The following is a 15844-nucleotide window of genomic DNA, read 5'->3' on the forward strand; positions in this document are numbered from 1 at the left end:
ACCGTTCCTGCGCCCGCTCATCTCAGAAAGGAGGCCGAATCGCATAGCGTTGCAGCTTCTCGACCAGGCTGCGGCGTGAGATCTGCAGCACGCGCGCGGCCCGGCTTTGATTCCAGCCGGCCTCGCGCAAGCGGTTCTCGATGATGATGGCCTCATATTGGCGCACGGCCGAGCGCAGGCTGGCGTCATTCACCGACGCGGCCGGTGGGATGACAATCTCGGCCGACATCCGGGCGAGATGGGCCGGCAGATGTCTGAGATCGATCCGCTCGTCGCCATCGACCAGCAGCGCGGCGCGTTCGGCGATGTTCTTCAGTTCGCGGACATTGCCGGGATAGCGCCAGCGGCACAGAGCGTCGAGCGCATGCGGCGTCAAGGCGAAGGGCGGCCGCCCATGGCTCAGAGCAATGCGGTTCAGGAAGAAATCGAGCAGAACCGGAATATCCGAGGGCCGCTCGCGCAACGGGGGTATCGTCACCGGGAAGACGCTGAGCCGGTAATAGAGATCCTCGCGGAAGAGGCCCTGAGCGATTTTCAGCGGCAGATCCGCATTGGTGGCCGCAACAATCCGGACATCAACGCGCTCCAGCCGCGTGTCACCAAGCCGCCGCACCGAACCCTCTTCGAGCAGCCGCAGGATCTTGGCCTGGAGGCTCAGCGGCATGTCACCGATTTCGTCGAGAAACAGCGTGCCGCCATGGGCCTCATGGACCAGCCCCTTCTTGTCCGACACGGCCCCGGAAAAGGCGCCTTTGCGGTGCCCGAACAGCTCGCTCTCCAGCAGCGTCTCGGGCAGAGCGGCACAGTTCTGCGCGATGAAGGGGCGCTCATGGCGCTTGCCGAGTCGGTGCACGGCCTGGGCGAAGACCTCCTTGCCCGTGCCGGTCTCGCCCAGAAGGAGCACCGCCACCGGCGATGAGGCCGCCCGCCGCGCCAGATCGAGCGCAGCCTGGAAGCTCGGGCTTTCGCCGATGATCTGATCGTCGGTATTGGCGGTCAGCACCTTGAGACGTGTGTTTTCCTGGGTCAGATCTGCATTACGCCGGTCAAGCTGACGGATGAGGTGGCGGTTTTCCTCAAACAGCCGGGCATTCGTCATGGCGACCGCCGCATGCGCCGCAAAGGAGGCGATGACGCGCTCGAACGCCTTGGGCAGCGCGCCGATCTGACTGTCGGGCGTCAGCCTGACATTGATCAGTTGTAATACTCCGAGCGTGACGCCCTCGACATTCCACAAAGGCGCGACGACGAAAGAGCGCGTACGGTAGCCGAAACGCGCATCCTGCTCGTAGAGCGCCGCGAAGTCGAAATTGGTGTAGTCGTAGACGTCAGCAAGGTTGACGGTCTTGCCGGTCACCGCGCTGAAGACATTGGCATCACGCAGGTTGAATGCGTTGCCCTCAGCATAGACCGGGATCTCATGCGCCAAGGACGCGGCCTCCGGCGCAGCATCGTTCTGACCCACCAAACCGTGAAGATGGCGCCCCGTGCGGTCGAGCACCAGAACCCGCCCGCCCTCGGCCCGTGTCAGCCGCCGCGCCGAGCTTACGACGGCGCCGAGGAGCGCCTCGAGGCGGCGCTCCGTCGCCAAGGTCGTCGTCAGCTCGATCAGTTCCTCGGCGACCGAGAGCGGGTCCTGCATGGTCGGACGCGTTCCTATTCGGCGGCTTCGGCCATGGGCTCGGTCATGCCTCCGCCAAAGCGGTAAACGAAGGAGCCGCTGGCATCGAGATCGACCGTCAGGCTGTCGGGGGCATGCGCATCACCCATCCGCCCGATGATCTCGGTGGCGATCTCAGGCAACAATGTGCGGTTGACGATATGGTCGATGTTGCGCGCGCCGGTATCGACATCGGTGCAGCGGGCAGTGATCGCCTCGACCACGGCGTCGCTGTAACGGAACGCCATCTTCTGGCTCTCGCGCAGGCGCTTGCCGACCTTGTCGAGCTTGAGCCGGACGATCTCGCCGAGCACATCGGGCATCAGCGGGTAGAACGGCACGATCTGCATGCGCGCCAGCAGCGCCGGCTTGAAATGGCGCGACAGGGTTGGCCGGATCGCCTCGGTCAACGCCCCGGTGTCGGGCTTCTCTTCCTGCGTGCCCAGCGCCGTGATGATCTCGGTGGCCAAATTCGAGGTCAGGATAATGACCGTATTCTTGAAGTCGATCACCCGGCCCTCGCCATCGGCGAGCGTGCCCTTGTCGAAGACCTGGTAGAACAGGTTCAGGACTTCCGGATCGGCCTTCTCGCATTCGTCGAGCAGCACGACCGAATAGGGTCGCTGGCGCACCGCCTCGGTCAGCAGCCCCCCCTCGCCATAACCGACATAGCCGGCAGGCGCGCCGACGAGCTTGGAGACGGTGTGCTTTTCCTGGAACTCGGACATGTTGATGGTGATCAGGAACCGTTCGCCGCCGAACAGCAGATCGGCGAGCTGCGTCGCGAGCTCGGTCTTGCCGACGCCCGAGGTGCCGACGAACAGGAACACGCCCATCGGCTGGCCGGGATTGTTGACCCCCGCCTTGGCGGCCCGCATGCCTTCGTCCAGCGCGGCCACCGCATGGTCCTGGCCCTTGATACGCAGACGCAGCTTCTCGGCCATGCCCAGAATGGCCGCCGCCTCGTCCTTGACCATGCTGCCGACCGGGATGCCGGTCCAGTCCGAGACCACCTGGCCGACGGCGTCGGCGGTGACCTCATAGTGGATCATCGCCGTCTTGCCGCGCGTCCGCTCCAGTTCGGCTACCGCCTGCTGTAGATCCTGCTCGGCCGCGCTTTTCGGGCGATCGACCGCTTCAGCGGCATCCTCGGCCTCATCGTCGGCGTGATCGTCATTGAGCGGAGGCATCATCGCCGCGTCGGCCTTGGCCATGCCTTCCGGGCCGATGCCGAGTTCGCTGCGCAGTGCCACAATGCGATCGACCAAGGCCTTCTCACGCTGCCATTGCGCAGTGGATTCAACGGTTTCCTCCTCGATCCGGAGAATTTCCGCCTCGATCTCGGCGATCCGAGGATTGTCGCGGCCCAGTGTGGTTCGGTCGCGCTCGAGCGCTCCGAGCTCGCGCCGCAGCGTGGCGACCCGACGTTCCTGATCGTCGATGACCGCGGGCTTAGTCGAAAGGGAGAGCTTGACGCGGGCACAGGCGGTGTCGAGGACATCGACCGCCTTGTCGGGGAGCTGCCGGCCGGAAATATAGCGCGCCGAGAGCTGTGCCGCCGCCGCGACCGCATCGTCGCGGACGTAGACGCCGTGGCTCTTTTCATAGGCGGCGCGCAGGCCGCGCACGATGGTGATCGCCTCCGCCGGCGAGGGCTCGTCGAGCTTGACGAGCTGGAAGCGGCGGGCCAGGGCGGGATCCTTTTCGAAGTACTTCTTGTATTCCGACCAGGTGGTCGCGGCGACGGTCTTGAGCTCACCCCGCGCCAGCGCGGGCTTGAGCAAATTCGCCGCATCGCCGCCGCCGGCGGATGCTCCGGCACCGACCAGCATATGCGCCTCGTCGATGAAGAGAACGATCGGCTTCGGCGAGGCTTTGACCTCGTCGATGATGCCCTTGAGGCGGTTTTCGAACTCGCCTTTGACGCCGGCACCAGCCTGCAACATGCCAAGGTCGAGGCTGACTAACTCCACGTTCTTCAGGAAGTCCGGCACGTCGCCCTCGGCGATCTTCAGTGCGAGTCCCTCGACGACCGCGGTCTTGCCGACGCCGGGATCGCCGACGCAGATCGGGTTGTTCTTGCGGCGCCGGCCGAGGATGTCGATCATCTGGCGGATCTCGCGGTCGCGCCCGAAGACGGGATCGATCTTGCCGGCGCGCGCTTGCTCGGTGAAGTTGATGGTGAAGCGCGCCAGTGCCCCATCAGCAGCAAAGGTCCCGCTTCCGGCAGGAGATGCCGTCCCCGTCGCGCCCGGGATCGCGCCGACCGGCTCTTCGGACGAGGCCGCTATGATGTCTCGGAAACGGCTCTTGAGTTCGCCGAGAGGGACGGCGCGCAGCGCCTCGAACCAGTCGGCCATGGCGTAGCGGCTGGGATTCGCCAGCAAAGCGGCCACGATCGCGCCGGATCGCAGTTGCGACTGCCCCAGTTCGATCGAACCGATCAGCCAGGCATCCGTCAGGAGTTCGATCAGACCCGGCGCGAAGACAGGACGACCGGTGTTGCCGGTCTTGAGCATTTCCGTCGCGCGCTGCAGCCCGCGCTTGAGAGCGGACGCGTCCAGCCCGTGATGACGCAGAATGAGGCCGAGATCGCGGGCCTCGTCATCCGCCATCACCAGGAGAAGATGTTCGACGGCCACCTCATAGTGGGAGCGGCCGACACTCAGGCCGGCGGCTGTCTCCAGCGCCCGTTTGACGTAGGGATTGAGGCGTCCGAGCAATTGTTTGAGATCGACCTGGATCATGGCGAACGCCTCTTCGAGGGCCGGGCTACGCGGTTCTCAACCGTCACCTCACAAGGCTCAGGTGACCCCGCGATGACAGGGCTTTTCCGTTTCTCAGCAGCGCATGAAAAAACCGCCGCGCCGGTATGGCGCGGCGGCTCGTTTCGTCGTGATCAGGCATTCTGCCAGGAATCCTCGCCCTCGGTCGAGGCTTTGGAGTGCTTCCAGGTCACCTTCTCATAGGTGAAGGACCAGTCTTCCATCGGGCGCAGATGGTCGTTGGCCTGCGCGACGGTCAGCGGCAGGTAGGACTTGCCGTCGCAGAGCTTGGCGTTCTCCCACTTGTATTCGAAGAACTCTTCCGGCTCGCCGAGGCCCGCCGTGTCGGGGCGATAGAACTTGCAGACGATCTCGGTCAGCTTCTCGCCCTTGGCGAGCGCCTGCCAGAGCAGCGGCGACGACCGGTCGAACACCTTGGTGAAGGTGACCGGCTGATGAATGCGCGCGCCGGTGGTCGTGCCGGATTTGGGGTCGCGCGGCATGATCACGCCGCTGGTGAAAGCGAGCACGGTGATCTCGTTGCCGTGCTTGTCGTATTTCGCGCCGGCGCCGGCGCTCTTGATCGTGCTGGCTTCGTTGGAGATGTCGCCCTGCTTCTCACCCTTGATGGTCATGTAGGCGTCGAGTGCCATTGTCCTGCTCCTTGAGAATCACGGTCCGGCCCCTGCCGGCGACTCAGCGGACCGCAAGCGACATGCCACAGCGTTCACGACGTCAAGTATCTGACAAAAAAACCGAATTTGCATTGTGTCGTCGGGGTGACTGCGCAGATTTCCGCGCGGTTTCGGTGCGTTGCGCACGCGCCTTCTCACCCTGTGCCCCTGCGGCCCGGACAGCGCCGGCAGCGGTCCCGTCAGTTGCCGATGCGGCCGACACTGTCGAGACGACAGTCGCAAGCGAGAATGGCGCGTGTCGCCCGGTCAACGACGATATCGGCGTTCAGGCGATAGCCGTGATCGTCGACCGTGACCTCGCCGGAGACGCGGATCGCCGCGCTGGCGCGGACGCCAAAGCGCGTCTCTTCGCCCGCCCCCGTCGAGAGAGAGAGCCTCACGACCCTGCCATCGGCCAGACGCGCCTCGCGCCAGGCGGTTCCGGGGACGACCGCGAGCGTCATGCCGACCGGTTCCCTCTGGAAGACATGGCTGCGCACGGCTTCGATCACCGCCTCACTCAGGAGGTCCGGCTCCTGGGTCGGTGCTTGCCAAATCGCAGTCATGGAGAGACCTCCGACGCGCTGGTCCTCGCCGCGCGGCGGGGCCGAAACGGCCGGCAGCAGCGCCCCCACCTGCCAGTGGGATGGCTGTGGGTCAGTCGGACGCGGTTTTGCGCATCAACTCTTGCCACGCTCAACTGCCCGAAGGTCCGTCGTTCATTTCGAACATCGTGCCCGACGGCGAACGGAAGCGGTTGATCGTCTGATTGCGGTTGCCGACGACATTGGGCGTCAGCGGATTGGGAACGGCACCGACGATGATCGGCCGATCGATATCGCCATTGACGCAACTCAGCACCACCTCGGTGCCCTTCAGCAGGGGAAAATGCATGCCGGTATCGGCGGGCCCGGCATAGGGCTCGGCCTTGCGGACGAATTCGCTGGCCTTGCCGTCGGCGCTATCGCCCTCGTCATAACGCAGTCGCACCTTGTAGCGGCCGTGCCCGTCGACCTCGGCGCGCGTGCCGTCCGTCTCACCGTCGACGAAGGCGTTGAACAACCCAGCGGCCATGGGGCGCGGCGTCTTGCGCTCGGGCCGAAAGGCGACCGAGAGCGGGATCGCCTCGAAGCGGTTGCTGTAGGGCTTGCCACCGTTGTCCACGGCTTCGCCGAACCCGGTGGGCGCGGGCGTCGACACCTCATGCTCGACCGCGATGACGAGATAGCGCTCGTCGAGCGTCGGATGGTCCTGCAGGTCGAAGAAGACGCCAGGCCGCAATTGCGGTGCGTTGCTGATCCCCCGGAAGATCTTGGCCCGGCAGCCGATCTCTTCGGCCCGCACCTTGGCCAGATGGTCGCCTTCGTCGGGCTCGATGAAGTACTGGCCGTACTCGACGACCGTTCCGGATTTTCCGGGCTCCACCGCGGCGGTCGAACGCAGCAGCAATGCCGGCTTCTCGGGATTGTACTCGCGCAGCACGACCGACTTGGAAACGGGCCTCGCCGTAAAGCCGAAGGAGGTCACCGCCGCGTGCCGGCTGACCAGCAGGCTGTGGCCGTTTCGATAAGGCAACTGCGGCAGGGCGGCTGCGACGAAGGCGACGTTGGAGTCACCGAAGACGACGGTTTCAGCACTGTCGCCCTGCTTGAAGAAATAGAAGATGCCGTTGGACTCGCACCAGCGCGACAGAAAGGCGAGATCGGTCTCATTGTATTGGACGATGAACTCGCGCTGCCGGTAGGAGGCACTGAGATGGAGTTCGTGTGCGATGGTCATGTGCCCGCGGTTTGCAGCCAGCGTCCCGTTCAGTTCGCCTTCGATGAGGTCGCGCACCGAGACTTTGCTGTTGGAACCATAGACCTGGTTCTGCCGGTTGAGGTCGAGCAGCTTCAGCCGGGGGGCGATCGAGACCGCATAGACATGCCCCTGATCGCCCAACGGATCCTCCGCGACGAACTCGACGACGACGCCATTGACGACGAGTGTGCCGGCCTCATTCCGAAGGATCACACGCGCGCCTTCACCGACCACGTCCGTGGACGCGATCTCGGCGTCCGCGCGAAAGCTGATCCGGTGCCGATAGGGCTCCGAGATCGCCTCCCTTCCCTGAAGCCGCTCGACCTGAAGCCCGGTCGAAATGGCGCCGTTTGCGAGCGTCAACTCGATCGTCAGATCACGGCCTAGGGAGATGTCCGACATGGCAGTGCGCCTCGCAAACCTGGCCGATCAATCCTTGTCCGACGAAGCTGAAAGCCAAGAAGCGAGCAAGGTTGCGAAACGCTAGGGTGCGCTGTTTACAGGTTTAAGACGTTCACGAAGGCGGCTCACCCGGCGATGCCCCGGTGGGTGTCTTGGCAACGGGCTCCGACGGTTCTTGCTCCGCTGTTGAGGCCAACGGGAAGCGGTGAAGACAGGCCCGCCAGTAGTCCCGCCAGCCAGGAGAGCGCAGGCGTTCGGCGAACGCGGCGACCTGGGCCGTGCGCTCAGCGCGCGCCAAGGTGAGAGCTTCGCGGAGCACGACCCAGCGCGGCGCCGAGAGCGTCGCCGGCCGCGATGGCGCCATCCCCTCCTGCCAAGCTTGCGCAGCGGTCTTGCCTTCGAAGGGATGGCTGCCGGCGAGAATGAGGTAAGCGATCACGGCGAAGGAGAAGACGTCGTCACGTGCATCGGGGCTATCGCCGCCCAGCATTTCGAGGGAGGCATAGGCCGGTGTGACCGCCCGCAACCGGTCGATGTACAGCGACGTGTCGTCGTCATCGAGCGGCTGGTCTCGCCGCGCCGTCGCCTGTGCCGTTCCAAAATCAATCAGTTTCACGCCGCCGTCGCGGGTGATGAAGATGTTGCCCGGCTTGATGTCGCCATGGATCATGCCAGCGGCATGGGCGGCGCTGAGTCCAGCGCCGACGCCGGCGATGATCCGCAGGGCTACCGCAGGGTCCAGCGGCTGTCCTTCCCGCTCTGCCAGGGCCCGGGCGAGCGTCTTGCCATGCAGCAACTCCATCACCAGAAAATGCAACGAGCCGTCCTCGTCGGAATCATAGACGCGGACGATGTTGGGGTGCTGAAGTTCGAGCAGACGCCGCCCTTCGCGGTGGAGCAGCGCAATCGCGTCCTGCCGATAGCCTTCGTCGACATCGATGACCTTGAGCGCGACGTCGGTGTCGACGGCCCGGGCGCGTACGCGAACGAGGTCGATGGCGCGATAGACCGTGCTCATGCCACCGCGGCCGATAACGTCGATGATCTTGAAGCGCTCGCGCACCTTCGTGCCGAGCGGGATGGGCAGTGCCCGCTCTCGAGGTTTGGGATGCACTCTGCCGCGACTGCGTTTCATCGACTGTGTTTCACAGACCTTGTTGTCACGAGCTTGACCGATGGATCGCCGTCTTCGCCGCGTTGGCCATGCTGCGCTGCCGGTCGTCAGCGACAGCGTGCGATGACGGCGGTGATGTCGTCGCGTCCGCCGGCCACGATCGCACGGGCGACCAGGCGCTCGGCGAGGCCCGATAGTGGCTCGCTCAGAAAGCCGGCGATGTCCTCATCGCTCAGGGCCTTGTTCAGGCCGTCGCTGCAAACGAGGAGCGTATCGCCCGGATGGATCTCGGTGACGGCGCGCTCGATCTCGACCTGGGCGGCCGAGCCGACCGCACGCGTCAGGACATGGCTGTTGCCACTGTCCTCTTCCTCGGCCAGCGAATGGTCGCGCGTCAGTTGCGACAAACGCCCGCCGCTGAAGCGGTAGACGCGGGAATCGCCGACCCAGAGACTGACCGCCATACCCTCACCCACCAGCGCGACCGCAACGGTCGAGCCGATGATGTCCTTATGGAGCGAACTTGCGGCCCTGGCGCGCAGCGCGCCATTCACGGCCTCGATCGCCTCTTCCGCCAGCGCGACCCGGACGGCAAGCGTCGCTCCCGGCTCGACCACCGCCCGCAGGATTTCGACGATCGACTGGCTGGCGAGATCGCCGGCGGCATGGCCGCCCATGCCGTCGGCCACGGCAAAAAGCCCGGCCTCGCGCCAGGCCGAGAATGCATCCTGATTCTGCGGATGATGGGGGCCCTGATGGGTCGCGGCGGACGTCTCCCAGATCTCCGCCAGGTCGGTCCCGGCCGTCATGGCTGCAGTTCTCCGCTGCTGCGGGTCCAGCCATGGCGCGGCCAGTCGCCATCGAGAAAGCCGGCAAAGGTTGCGGGCGAGGGCAGCCCCTGGCAGCGGAGCGCCACCGGGGCGTGCTGGTTCCAGCGATCATGCCACCAGAGGCTGCATCCCTCCGTTGCGGTCCTCTTCGCAGCGAGCGCCGGCAGAATCGATATCGATCCGGCCGTCCCGACCATGAGCTGCGTGTCGGCCTGCGAACCGTCCCGAAAGACGAAGCTCTGCGGCCGCGCCTCGGCGATGGCGGCAAGGTCGGCCTCGACCTGCCGGCTGGTCTGCGCCAGCATGGTCTCAATCGGTTGCTGGGTCGCGATCATCCCGAGCGCGGCCGCTTCCAGCCTTCCAAGCAGAGGTTCGAGATCAAGAGGCTGCGACGATCCTGCCGCGTCGGCGGGCCGTTCCAGCGCCAGCGTCAGCGGAAAATACCGGCGGACGCGGTCAATCGAGCTGACCAGCACACCGCTCCAGCCGCTCTCGTCGATGATGCCGGGCTCGATCACGAAACGCCAGGGCGGGCTGAGCAGATAGGCATCGGCCCAGGCTTCGCCCAGCGCATCCCGACTTTCGATGAGGCCCTGCGACAGCCACGCGTCCCAGGGCCGGACAAAGCGGCCGGGCAGGCCGCGCTGGATGAAGTCGCCCTCCCACGGCAATTTTCCGAACAGGCCGAAGACGGGCGGGTTCATCACAGCGAATCGGGGCAGCGGAAGGCACGCAGCACCCCGAGGCTGAACGGGTTGTTGATGCTGGCGGCGCGCAACTGGTAGATGACCCGGGCGCCGGCCTCGTTGGCGATGGTAATGCCGAAGCGATCGGCTCCGCCTCGAGCGGCGAGGCTCGCCCCGTCGATCATGCGAAACAGCGCCCAGGCGCCGGTCCGTTCGACGCGTGTATCCTTGCCGACGAGATCGGTCAGCGTCACGGCGACGCTGCTGGCGTCGCTGCGCGTCGGCCATTCGAGATCGTAGGACCGCGGCGCCTCGTGGCGGTAGATCAGATCGCGACCGTCGATCGACATGGTCGCGCGCAAGAGGCGAGAATCCAGGAAGACGGGGCGCAGGCTGAACTTCACCGAGGGTGCTGCGCCGGTTCCGGTGAAGAAAGCGGCCCGGATCATGCGGGCGCGGTTGAACTGCTGCAGCGCCTCGCTGCGCAGGGGCAGTGCCGTCCCGTCCACGATCGCGGGAGAGTAGCCGCTGCGCTGGTTGAGCACGAAGGGCGACATGAACTTCTGAAAAAACTCGTCGATCAGTCCACCGGGACGGAAGAAATCGCTGAAATCTCGGAGGGAGACCTCCTCGCGGGCGTCGCCGAACATCGGATAGCGCTGATCGAGCGCGCCCTGGCAAACGGGGAGAATGTCGCGCCGCCAAGCTTCGTTGACGTAACCCAGAGACTGGGTGAGCATTGCATTGCCACTCGAATTGGCGACGTCGCGCATCACGCTGCGGACCGGATCCGGGCGCAAGGCGGAGTCGGCACGCAGCTGGGCGAAGGCATCCGTGCTGCCCTGGTCCTTGCGGCGGACGACGAGCTGATAGGCCGCCTGGCGCGGATCGGGCGCATTCGCGACATTGCTGATGGCGCCATAGACGCCGCCGAAGAGCTCTCGCACCCGCGCCATCCCGGGCTGGGCACCGCCGGTCGGCGCGACGAGCTCGACCAACGGCCGAAACGGCGCCCCGATCGCAGTACCCGGCCAGGGCGCGTCGCCGAGAACGGCAGCGACCCCCGCATTGGCCGCGCTGCTCGCTGCTGCGGCGATCAGCCCACCGCCGACGGCGGCAACGGGGGCCGGCGTCGCCGCGCCGGCTGCAGCCGCGGCTTGTTCGCCCGGGAGCGGCAATTCGGTGTTGGTGCGCACCACGCCGACGAGCCGCTCCAAGGGCGAGTTGGCGGCGGCCAGGGCCTGCACCGCGGCCAGACCGCGCTGCATGTCGGTGAACGGCACCAGCGAAACATTCGCGATCGCAGCCTGCCAGGCGCGGGTATAATCGGCGACATATCGGTCCATCACCTCACGCGCGATGCCCTGGACGACACTGTCCCCGGGCTGGTCGCCGCCGGTCACCCAATCGACGCCGAGTTCCTCCCGGATCAGGAGCGGCAGGCGCGGCAGCACGAATTCGTAGAACCCCTCCCGCGTGAAGGCCGAGGGAATGATCGAGACCGCCTCGCTGCTCCGGGCCGAGGCGATCTGGAGGGCTCCCGGGCCCACCACCGACGACAGGTTGACCGGGCGCAGCCGCGGATTCTGGGCCGCTTCGCGCAGCAGGCGGGCATAGACCTGCTCGGTGCGTGGCGTGCGCGTCAGCCGCGACCTGACATAGTCGACCAGCCGGGGGTCGAGGATCATCGTGCGCGGCAGAAGGCTTGCCATCCGCTCGACATGGCCGAACAACTCGGCGGCCTTGGTGCGATCGACCGGAAAGGCGAGCTGGGTCTCCTCACGGGCGGTCTTGAGGATCGCAGCGCGGTCGAAACGCGCCGGATCCCCGAGCATGAGATAGCTGCGCAACAGGTCGCGGACCGCCTCGGTGTCGGCACCAACCTGGATTAGCCCGTTCAGGCGTTCCGCGATGCGCGTCGCAAGCGCGGGCAACAGCCGCTCAATGAGCATCTTGTCGCGGATCTCGTCGGCCAGCGGCGCGAGCGTCGGCGTGGCAGCGAGACCGATGCCATCGAGCCAGGCGAAGAAGCCACTGCGCCCGGTTGCCTCCCGCACTAGCTCGATCGCGTTCAGGGCCGGCAGCAGCGAGGCCACGGTCGGCCGCGGCCCAATCTCTGAAATACGCGCCTGGGCCAACGTCGCCGCTTCCGCCGTGGCGACGATGCGCGCATCGCTGCGGCTGGCGGCCCCCCACCACAACAGCGAAAATCCGATCAGGAGCGCGAGCGCGACAGCGTAGCCCGCGCTCTGAGCCATCACCAATCGGCGCTCGAGTTTGCGGTCGACGCCGACCAGTCCCTGCTCCTCGAAGACGACATCGGTCAGCAGGCGGTTGATGAAGAAGGCTTTGCCCTGGCCCGAGAACGGCGCTCGCTGCGCGCCCGATAGGCCGAAGCTGCGGCCAAGAGCCGCCAGCACGCGATCGATCGGCGTGCCCTCCTGCGTGCCGCTGGTAAAGTAGATCCCGCGCAGCTTGCAATGAGCTTCGAACCGGCTCGGCTTGAACACCTCATGGACGAAGCTCCCGAGATCCCGACGCAGGCTGGCGAATTCCTTGGGGAAGATAAAGATTCGCCCTCGCCGGCTCAGACTGCGCTCGGCATGGGCGCGTTCGGGCATCAGCAGTTCCAGCCGCTCGGCCAGGCCGCGGAAGTTATGGTCGAAGGTCTCCGCCAGTTTTGCGGTGGCGGACGGATCGACCGGCAAGGTCATGCCCCAGACCTGGCCGCGCGGCGCTTCCGCCATACCGTCGAAGAACTCGGTGAAGCCGGCGACGAGATCGCATTTCGTGATGACGAGATAGGTCGGCAGCTCCAATCCGAAGGTCTGGGTGAGCTCCTGCAGGCGCGCGCGCAAGGCCGCGATATGACGCTTCCGCTCCGCTTCGCTCTGCAGCAGGACATCTGACAAGCTGATCGCCAGAATGATGCCGTTGAGAGGCCGCCGGCTGCGATGCGTCTTCAGCAGGTTGAGAAAGCCGCGCCAGGCCGCGCGATCGACGGCATTGCCGCTGTCTTGCGTGGTGTAGCGACCAGCGGTGTCGATCAGCACCGCCTGCTCTGTGAACCACCAGTCGCAATGGCGGGTGCCGCCGAGCCCGGCCACAGGGTCGTTGCCGAACTTCCCGGCCAGGGGAAAATCCAGCCCCGAATTCTTCAGAATGGTCGTCTTTCCGGCGCCGGGCGGGCCGATGATGACGTACCAGGGCAACTCGAAGAGATAGCCATTGCCCTTCTTGCCCGCGAAAATGGTCTCGCGCAGCGCACCGAGCGCCCCTTCGAAGCGCTCGCGAATGATCGCGACCTCCTCGACCCCGCCGCTGTCGGCCATCGACGCCAGACCTTCGGTATCGAGAAGGGATTTGATCATGCGCGCATTGGCGCGCCTGGCGAGGAAGAGTCGCAGCAGTCCGATGGCAAACAGCGAGGCCAGCAGCAGGACGATGGCGGAGATCCGGTTCTCGATCGGCGCCAGCGGCGCTGCGCCACCCAGCACGAGATAGGGGCCCGCGAACCAGATCAGAACACAGAGCGCCGCAAGCCCGAGCAGGGTCACCAGACCGCGCAGGCTGAGGAACCCGAGCGCGAAGGAGCGGATCACGGCGTTGCCCCCGGCGATACCGAGGTCGCCAGCCCACGCAACTGCTCGACGACGGGTGTGAGATGGCCGCTCAACCGATAATGCTGATAGCTATAGATGCAGACGAGCAAAAAACCGGTCACTGCAAAGACGACCCAGAGCGGTACGAAGCTGCGCAGCGTCTTCTGGCCGCTGACACCGCGCCATTCCGCGGACAGTTCGGACGGTGGCGGCGGTGAATGCTGTGCGACCAGCGTCCCGACCTCGTCGCGCAGATCGGCCAGACGCTCACGGCCGTTGTCGAGGACGCGATGCATGCCCTCGAAGCCGAGGAGCAGCACGAGGTTCATCAGCTTCAGCAGCGGCAGGTTCTTCCGGGGCTCGCTTTTGACCCGGTTGAGAATTGCGAAGACCTTTTCGCCCCCCCAGGTCTCGTTGTGGAAGCGATTGAGCAGCGAGCTGGTGCTCCAGGTGCTGGCGCTGCCCCAGGGCGTCGTCATCACCGTCTCGTCGATGAGCGAGCAGAGGATGTAACGAGCGGCGGTGATGTCGCCCGCCGCGGCCCCGTATTTGACCGCCAGTTCCTCGAACTGCTGGACCTGGCTGACCACCTCCGCACGCAGTGTCGCGACATCGGCGAATTCCACCGAGTCGCGCAGCTGCGCGACGAGCACCAGCAGGCGGCTGGCCGCGGCTACGATCGCGTCGGCGGGAGCGGTTGGCTCGCTGGCGAGTTGCAGAGCCGTATCCTTGCCGGCCTCCCGTGATGCGACGACGCTCCGCGGCGGACGTGCGACGATGTCGCCGCCGGGAGGGCTGGCCGCACGGTCGCTCGCAAGGGGCGCGGCAGAGGGCGGCTGCGCCGGTCGCGGCGGCATGATCGGCGTCGTCGGCAGGTCATAGGCGGGGGGCGGCGCAGCACGCGGCTGGAGCAATCCGGCCGGCTTGTGGCCGACCACCGTTGGCGCATCCAGGCTCGGGTCGGGCGTCGGCTTCACGATTTCTTCCCGCGGATCGCCCAGAACTCGAGATGGAGATCGGCGTAGTCGCCGCTGACATGGAGGGCGACCGCGGCCGAGCGGGTCAGATTGCGCCAGAGTTCCACGTTCTGGTCGAGCTCGAAATAGACGCCGCCCTGGAGGAAGGGCAATTCGCGCGGTGCGACCGGCAAGGCCCGCAGCGGTATGCCAGGCAATTGCAGATTGACGAGGTCGCGGATCTGCTCGACCGAGCCGATCTTCATCGCGATCGGCAGTTGGCTGCGCAGGCTTTCCGTCGGAATGCTCGCTGTCGCGATCAGGATAAAGCGGCCGTCCTGGAACAAGGTGCGGTCGGCGATCGTCGACAGGCGGATGCCATAGCCGCGGTCCTGCAACGGCAGAGCGACGGCGTTGCGCTCGACAAGGGTTGCCAGCAACTGCCGCAGCTGGTCGAGAACGGGAGCGAAGGCGGCGTCGAGGTCGAGGTGATTATAGGCCGGAAAATCGGCCCCCCGCCTGCGCCCGCTGGTGAAGCTCGACAAGGTCCCCGCCAGCGCGACGCTGCCACGGTAGACCGTCTCGGGATGGAGACCCGGCGTCGCGGCGAAGTGATCGAAAATCGCCTCCTGACCATTGACGATCGAAAGGATCAGCAAATCGATGAGACCGCCACTTTCGGCGGTAGCCTGCGCCGGGTCGGTCTGGCCCGCCAAAGCCTCGGCCCGGCTGCGCAGCAACGAACGGATCTCGTTGACGATCCGCAGCAGCCTCGGCGAGGCGTGGAAGTTGAGGCAGGGCGGAACGTAGTTTTCGTCGAGCAGGATCGCGCCGGCCGCATCCACCTCGCGAATGCGCGCCACTGGCAGCGTCACGAGGTCGTCTTCGGATTCGCCTTCGATCAGAATGCGCGGCGCCAGGCGTGCCACACGCAGCACCACGCTGCCTCGCTCAGGCGCCGTCGTGTCGCGCATGGATTGCTCGACCGGGTCATAGCGGCGCCGACCCACCGCGCCGATCTCGGCCCCGTCGAGCGCCCGGACGGGAAGCGCCACCTTGACCAGCGCATTCTTGAGGTTCGGCGGTACGGCGCGCGCCTCGAAAGGCGCTTGCGACGTGTCGTCGAGCACCGCACCGTCCGGCATCACCGCCCGGATGCGGGCGATGCCGATCCGCCCGAGCGGAAGCAACTCATCCGCGAGAACCAGAGAGCGCAAGCCCCAGCCAAAGGCCGTCATGCCAGCAGAGCGCCCTTCGAGGACGTGCTCGATCCAGCGGTCATATTGCTGGAAATGCTGGGGTCGGATCAACATGCCTTCCGACCAGAGTGGCTTGCTGACCAGGGTCATCTGCGG

General features: G+C 66.0%; 11 protein-coding genes. All 11 read right to left on the reverse strand.

What is annotated here, in order from left to right; all coding sequences use genetic code 11:
* Nucleotides 1-22: 22 nt before the first annotated feature.
* On the reverse strand, nucleotides 23-1642 hold the full coding sequence (locus SJY11_RS22080; RefSeq protein ID WP_376988878.1) for a sigma 54-interacting transcriptional regulator: 1620 nt from the start codon (nucleotides 1640-1642) through the stop codon (nucleotides 23-25).
* A 14-nt stretch (nucleotides 1643-1656) separates the two neighbouring features.
* Entirely contained in the window at nucleotides 1657-4407 is a 2751-nt protein-coding gene (gene tssH, locus SJY11_RS22085; RefSeq protein ID WP_376988881.1) for a type VI secretion system ATPase TssH, read from the reverse strand.
* 152 nt (nucleotides 4408-4559) lie between these two features.
* A complete protein-coding gene (locus SJY11_RS22090; protein ID WP_376988882.1) occupies nucleotides 4560-5078 on the reverse strand; it encodes an Hcp family type VI secretion system effector in 519 nt (172 codons plus the stop codon).
* A 221-nt stretch (nucleotides 5079-5299) separates the two neighbouring features.
* A complete protein-coding gene (locus tag SJY11_RS22095) occupies nucleotides 5300-5665 on the reverse strand; it encodes a hypothetical protein (protein ID WP_376988883.1) in 366 nt (121 codons plus the stop codon).
* Between the two features lie 130 nt (nucleotides 5666-5795).
* Entirely contained in the window at nucleotides 5796-7301 is a 1506-nt protein-coding gene (locus tag SJY11_RS22100) for a type VI secretion system Vgr family protein (RefSeq protein WP_376988884.1), read from the reverse strand.
* Between the two features lie 112 nt (nucleotides 7302-7413).
* Nucleotides 7414-8436, reverse strand: coding sequence for a serine/threonine-protein kinase (locus tag SJY11_RS22105; RefSeq protein ID WP_376988885.1), 1023 nt, complete (start codon nucleotides 8434-8436; stop codon nucleotides 7414-7416).
* A gap of 86 nt (nucleotides 8437-8522) precedes the next feature.
* Entirely contained in the window at nucleotides 8523-9224 is a 702-nt protein-coding gene (locus tag SJY11_RS22110) for a PP2C family protein-serine/threonine phosphatase (RefSeq protein WP_376988886.1), read from the reverse strand.
* On the reverse strand, nucleotides 9221-9949 hold the full coding sequence (tagF, locus tag SJY11_RS22115) for a type VI secretion system-associated protein TagF (protein ID WP_376988888.1): 729 nt from the start codon (nucleotides 9947-9949) through the stop codon (nucleotides 9221-9223). Before tagF ends, SJY11_RS22110 begins: the two co-directional genes overlap by 4 nt.
* Nucleotides 9949-13533, reverse strand: coding sequence for a type VI secretion system membrane subunit TssM (gene tssM, locus SJY11_RS22120; RefSeq protein ID WP_376988889.1), 3585 nt, complete (start codon nucleotides 13531-13533; stop codon nucleotides 9949-9951). The genes tagF and tssM overlap by 1 nt, the downstream gene beginning before the upstream one ends.
* Nucleotides 13530-14510 (reverse strand): type IVB secretion system protein IcmH/DotU, encoded by a 981-nt coding sequence (gene icmH, locus SJY11_RS22125; RefSeq protein ID WP_376988890.1) that lies wholly within the window; start codon nucleotides 14508-14510, stop codon nucleotides 13530-13532. The genes tssM and icmH overlap by 4 nt, the downstream gene beginning before the upstream one ends.
* Nucleotides 14507-15838, reverse strand: coding sequence for a type VI secretion system baseplate subunit TssK (gene tssK, locus SJY11_RS22130; protein WP_376988891.1), 1332 nt, complete (start codon nucleotides 15836-15838; stop codon nucleotides 14507-14509). The genes icmH and tssK overlap by 4 nt, the downstream gene beginning before the upstream one ends.
* Between the last annotated feature and the right edge of the window lie 6 nt (nucleotides 15839-15844).

Origin of the sequence: Allobosea sp. R86505 (assembly GCF_042466375.1) — a bacterium.
GTDB lineage: Bacteria > Pseudomonadota > Alphaproteobacteria > Rhizobiales > Beijerinckiaceae > Allobosea.

Excerpts from the sequence above, each read along its gene's own strand:
- tssK (WP_376988891.1), bottom strand. The coding sequence starts at position 15,838 with ATGACCCTGGTCAGCAAGCCACTCTGGTCGGAAGGCATGTTGATCCGA.
- tssH (WP_376988881.1), bottom strand. The coding sequence starts at position 4,407 with ATGATCCAGGTCGATCTCAAACAATTGCTCGGACGCCTCAATCCCTAC.
- SJY11_RS22105 (WP_376988885.1), bottom strand. The coding sequence starts at position 8,436 with ATGAAACGCAGTCGCGGCAGAGTGCATCCCAAACCTCGAGAGCGGGCA.
- SJY11_RS22110 (WP_376988886.1), bottom strand. The coding sequence starts at position 9,224 with ATGACGGCCGGGACCGACCTGGCGGAGATCTGGGAGACGTCCGCCGCG.
- SJY11_RS22080 (WP_376988878.1), bottom strand. The coding sequence starts at position 1,642 with ATGCAGGACCCGCTCTCGGTCGCCGAGGAACTGATCGAGCTGACGACG.
- SJY11_RS22095 (WP_376988883.1), bottom strand. The coding sequence starts at position 5,665 with ATGACTGCGATTTGGCAAGCACCGACCCAGGAGCCGGACCTCCTGAGT.
- SJY11_RS22090 (WP_376988882.1), bottom strand. The coding sequence starts at position 5,078 with ATGGCACTCGACGCCTACATGACCATCAAGGGTGAGAAGCAGGGCGAC.
- SJY11_RS22100 (WP_376988884.1), bottom strand. The coding sequence starts at position 7,301 with ATGTCGGACATCTCCCTAGGCCGTGATCTGACGATCGAGTTGACGCTC.
- tagF (WP_376988888.1), bottom strand. The coding sequence starts at position 9,949 with ATGAACCCGCCCGTCTTCGGCCTGTTCGGAAAATTGCCGTGGGAGGGC.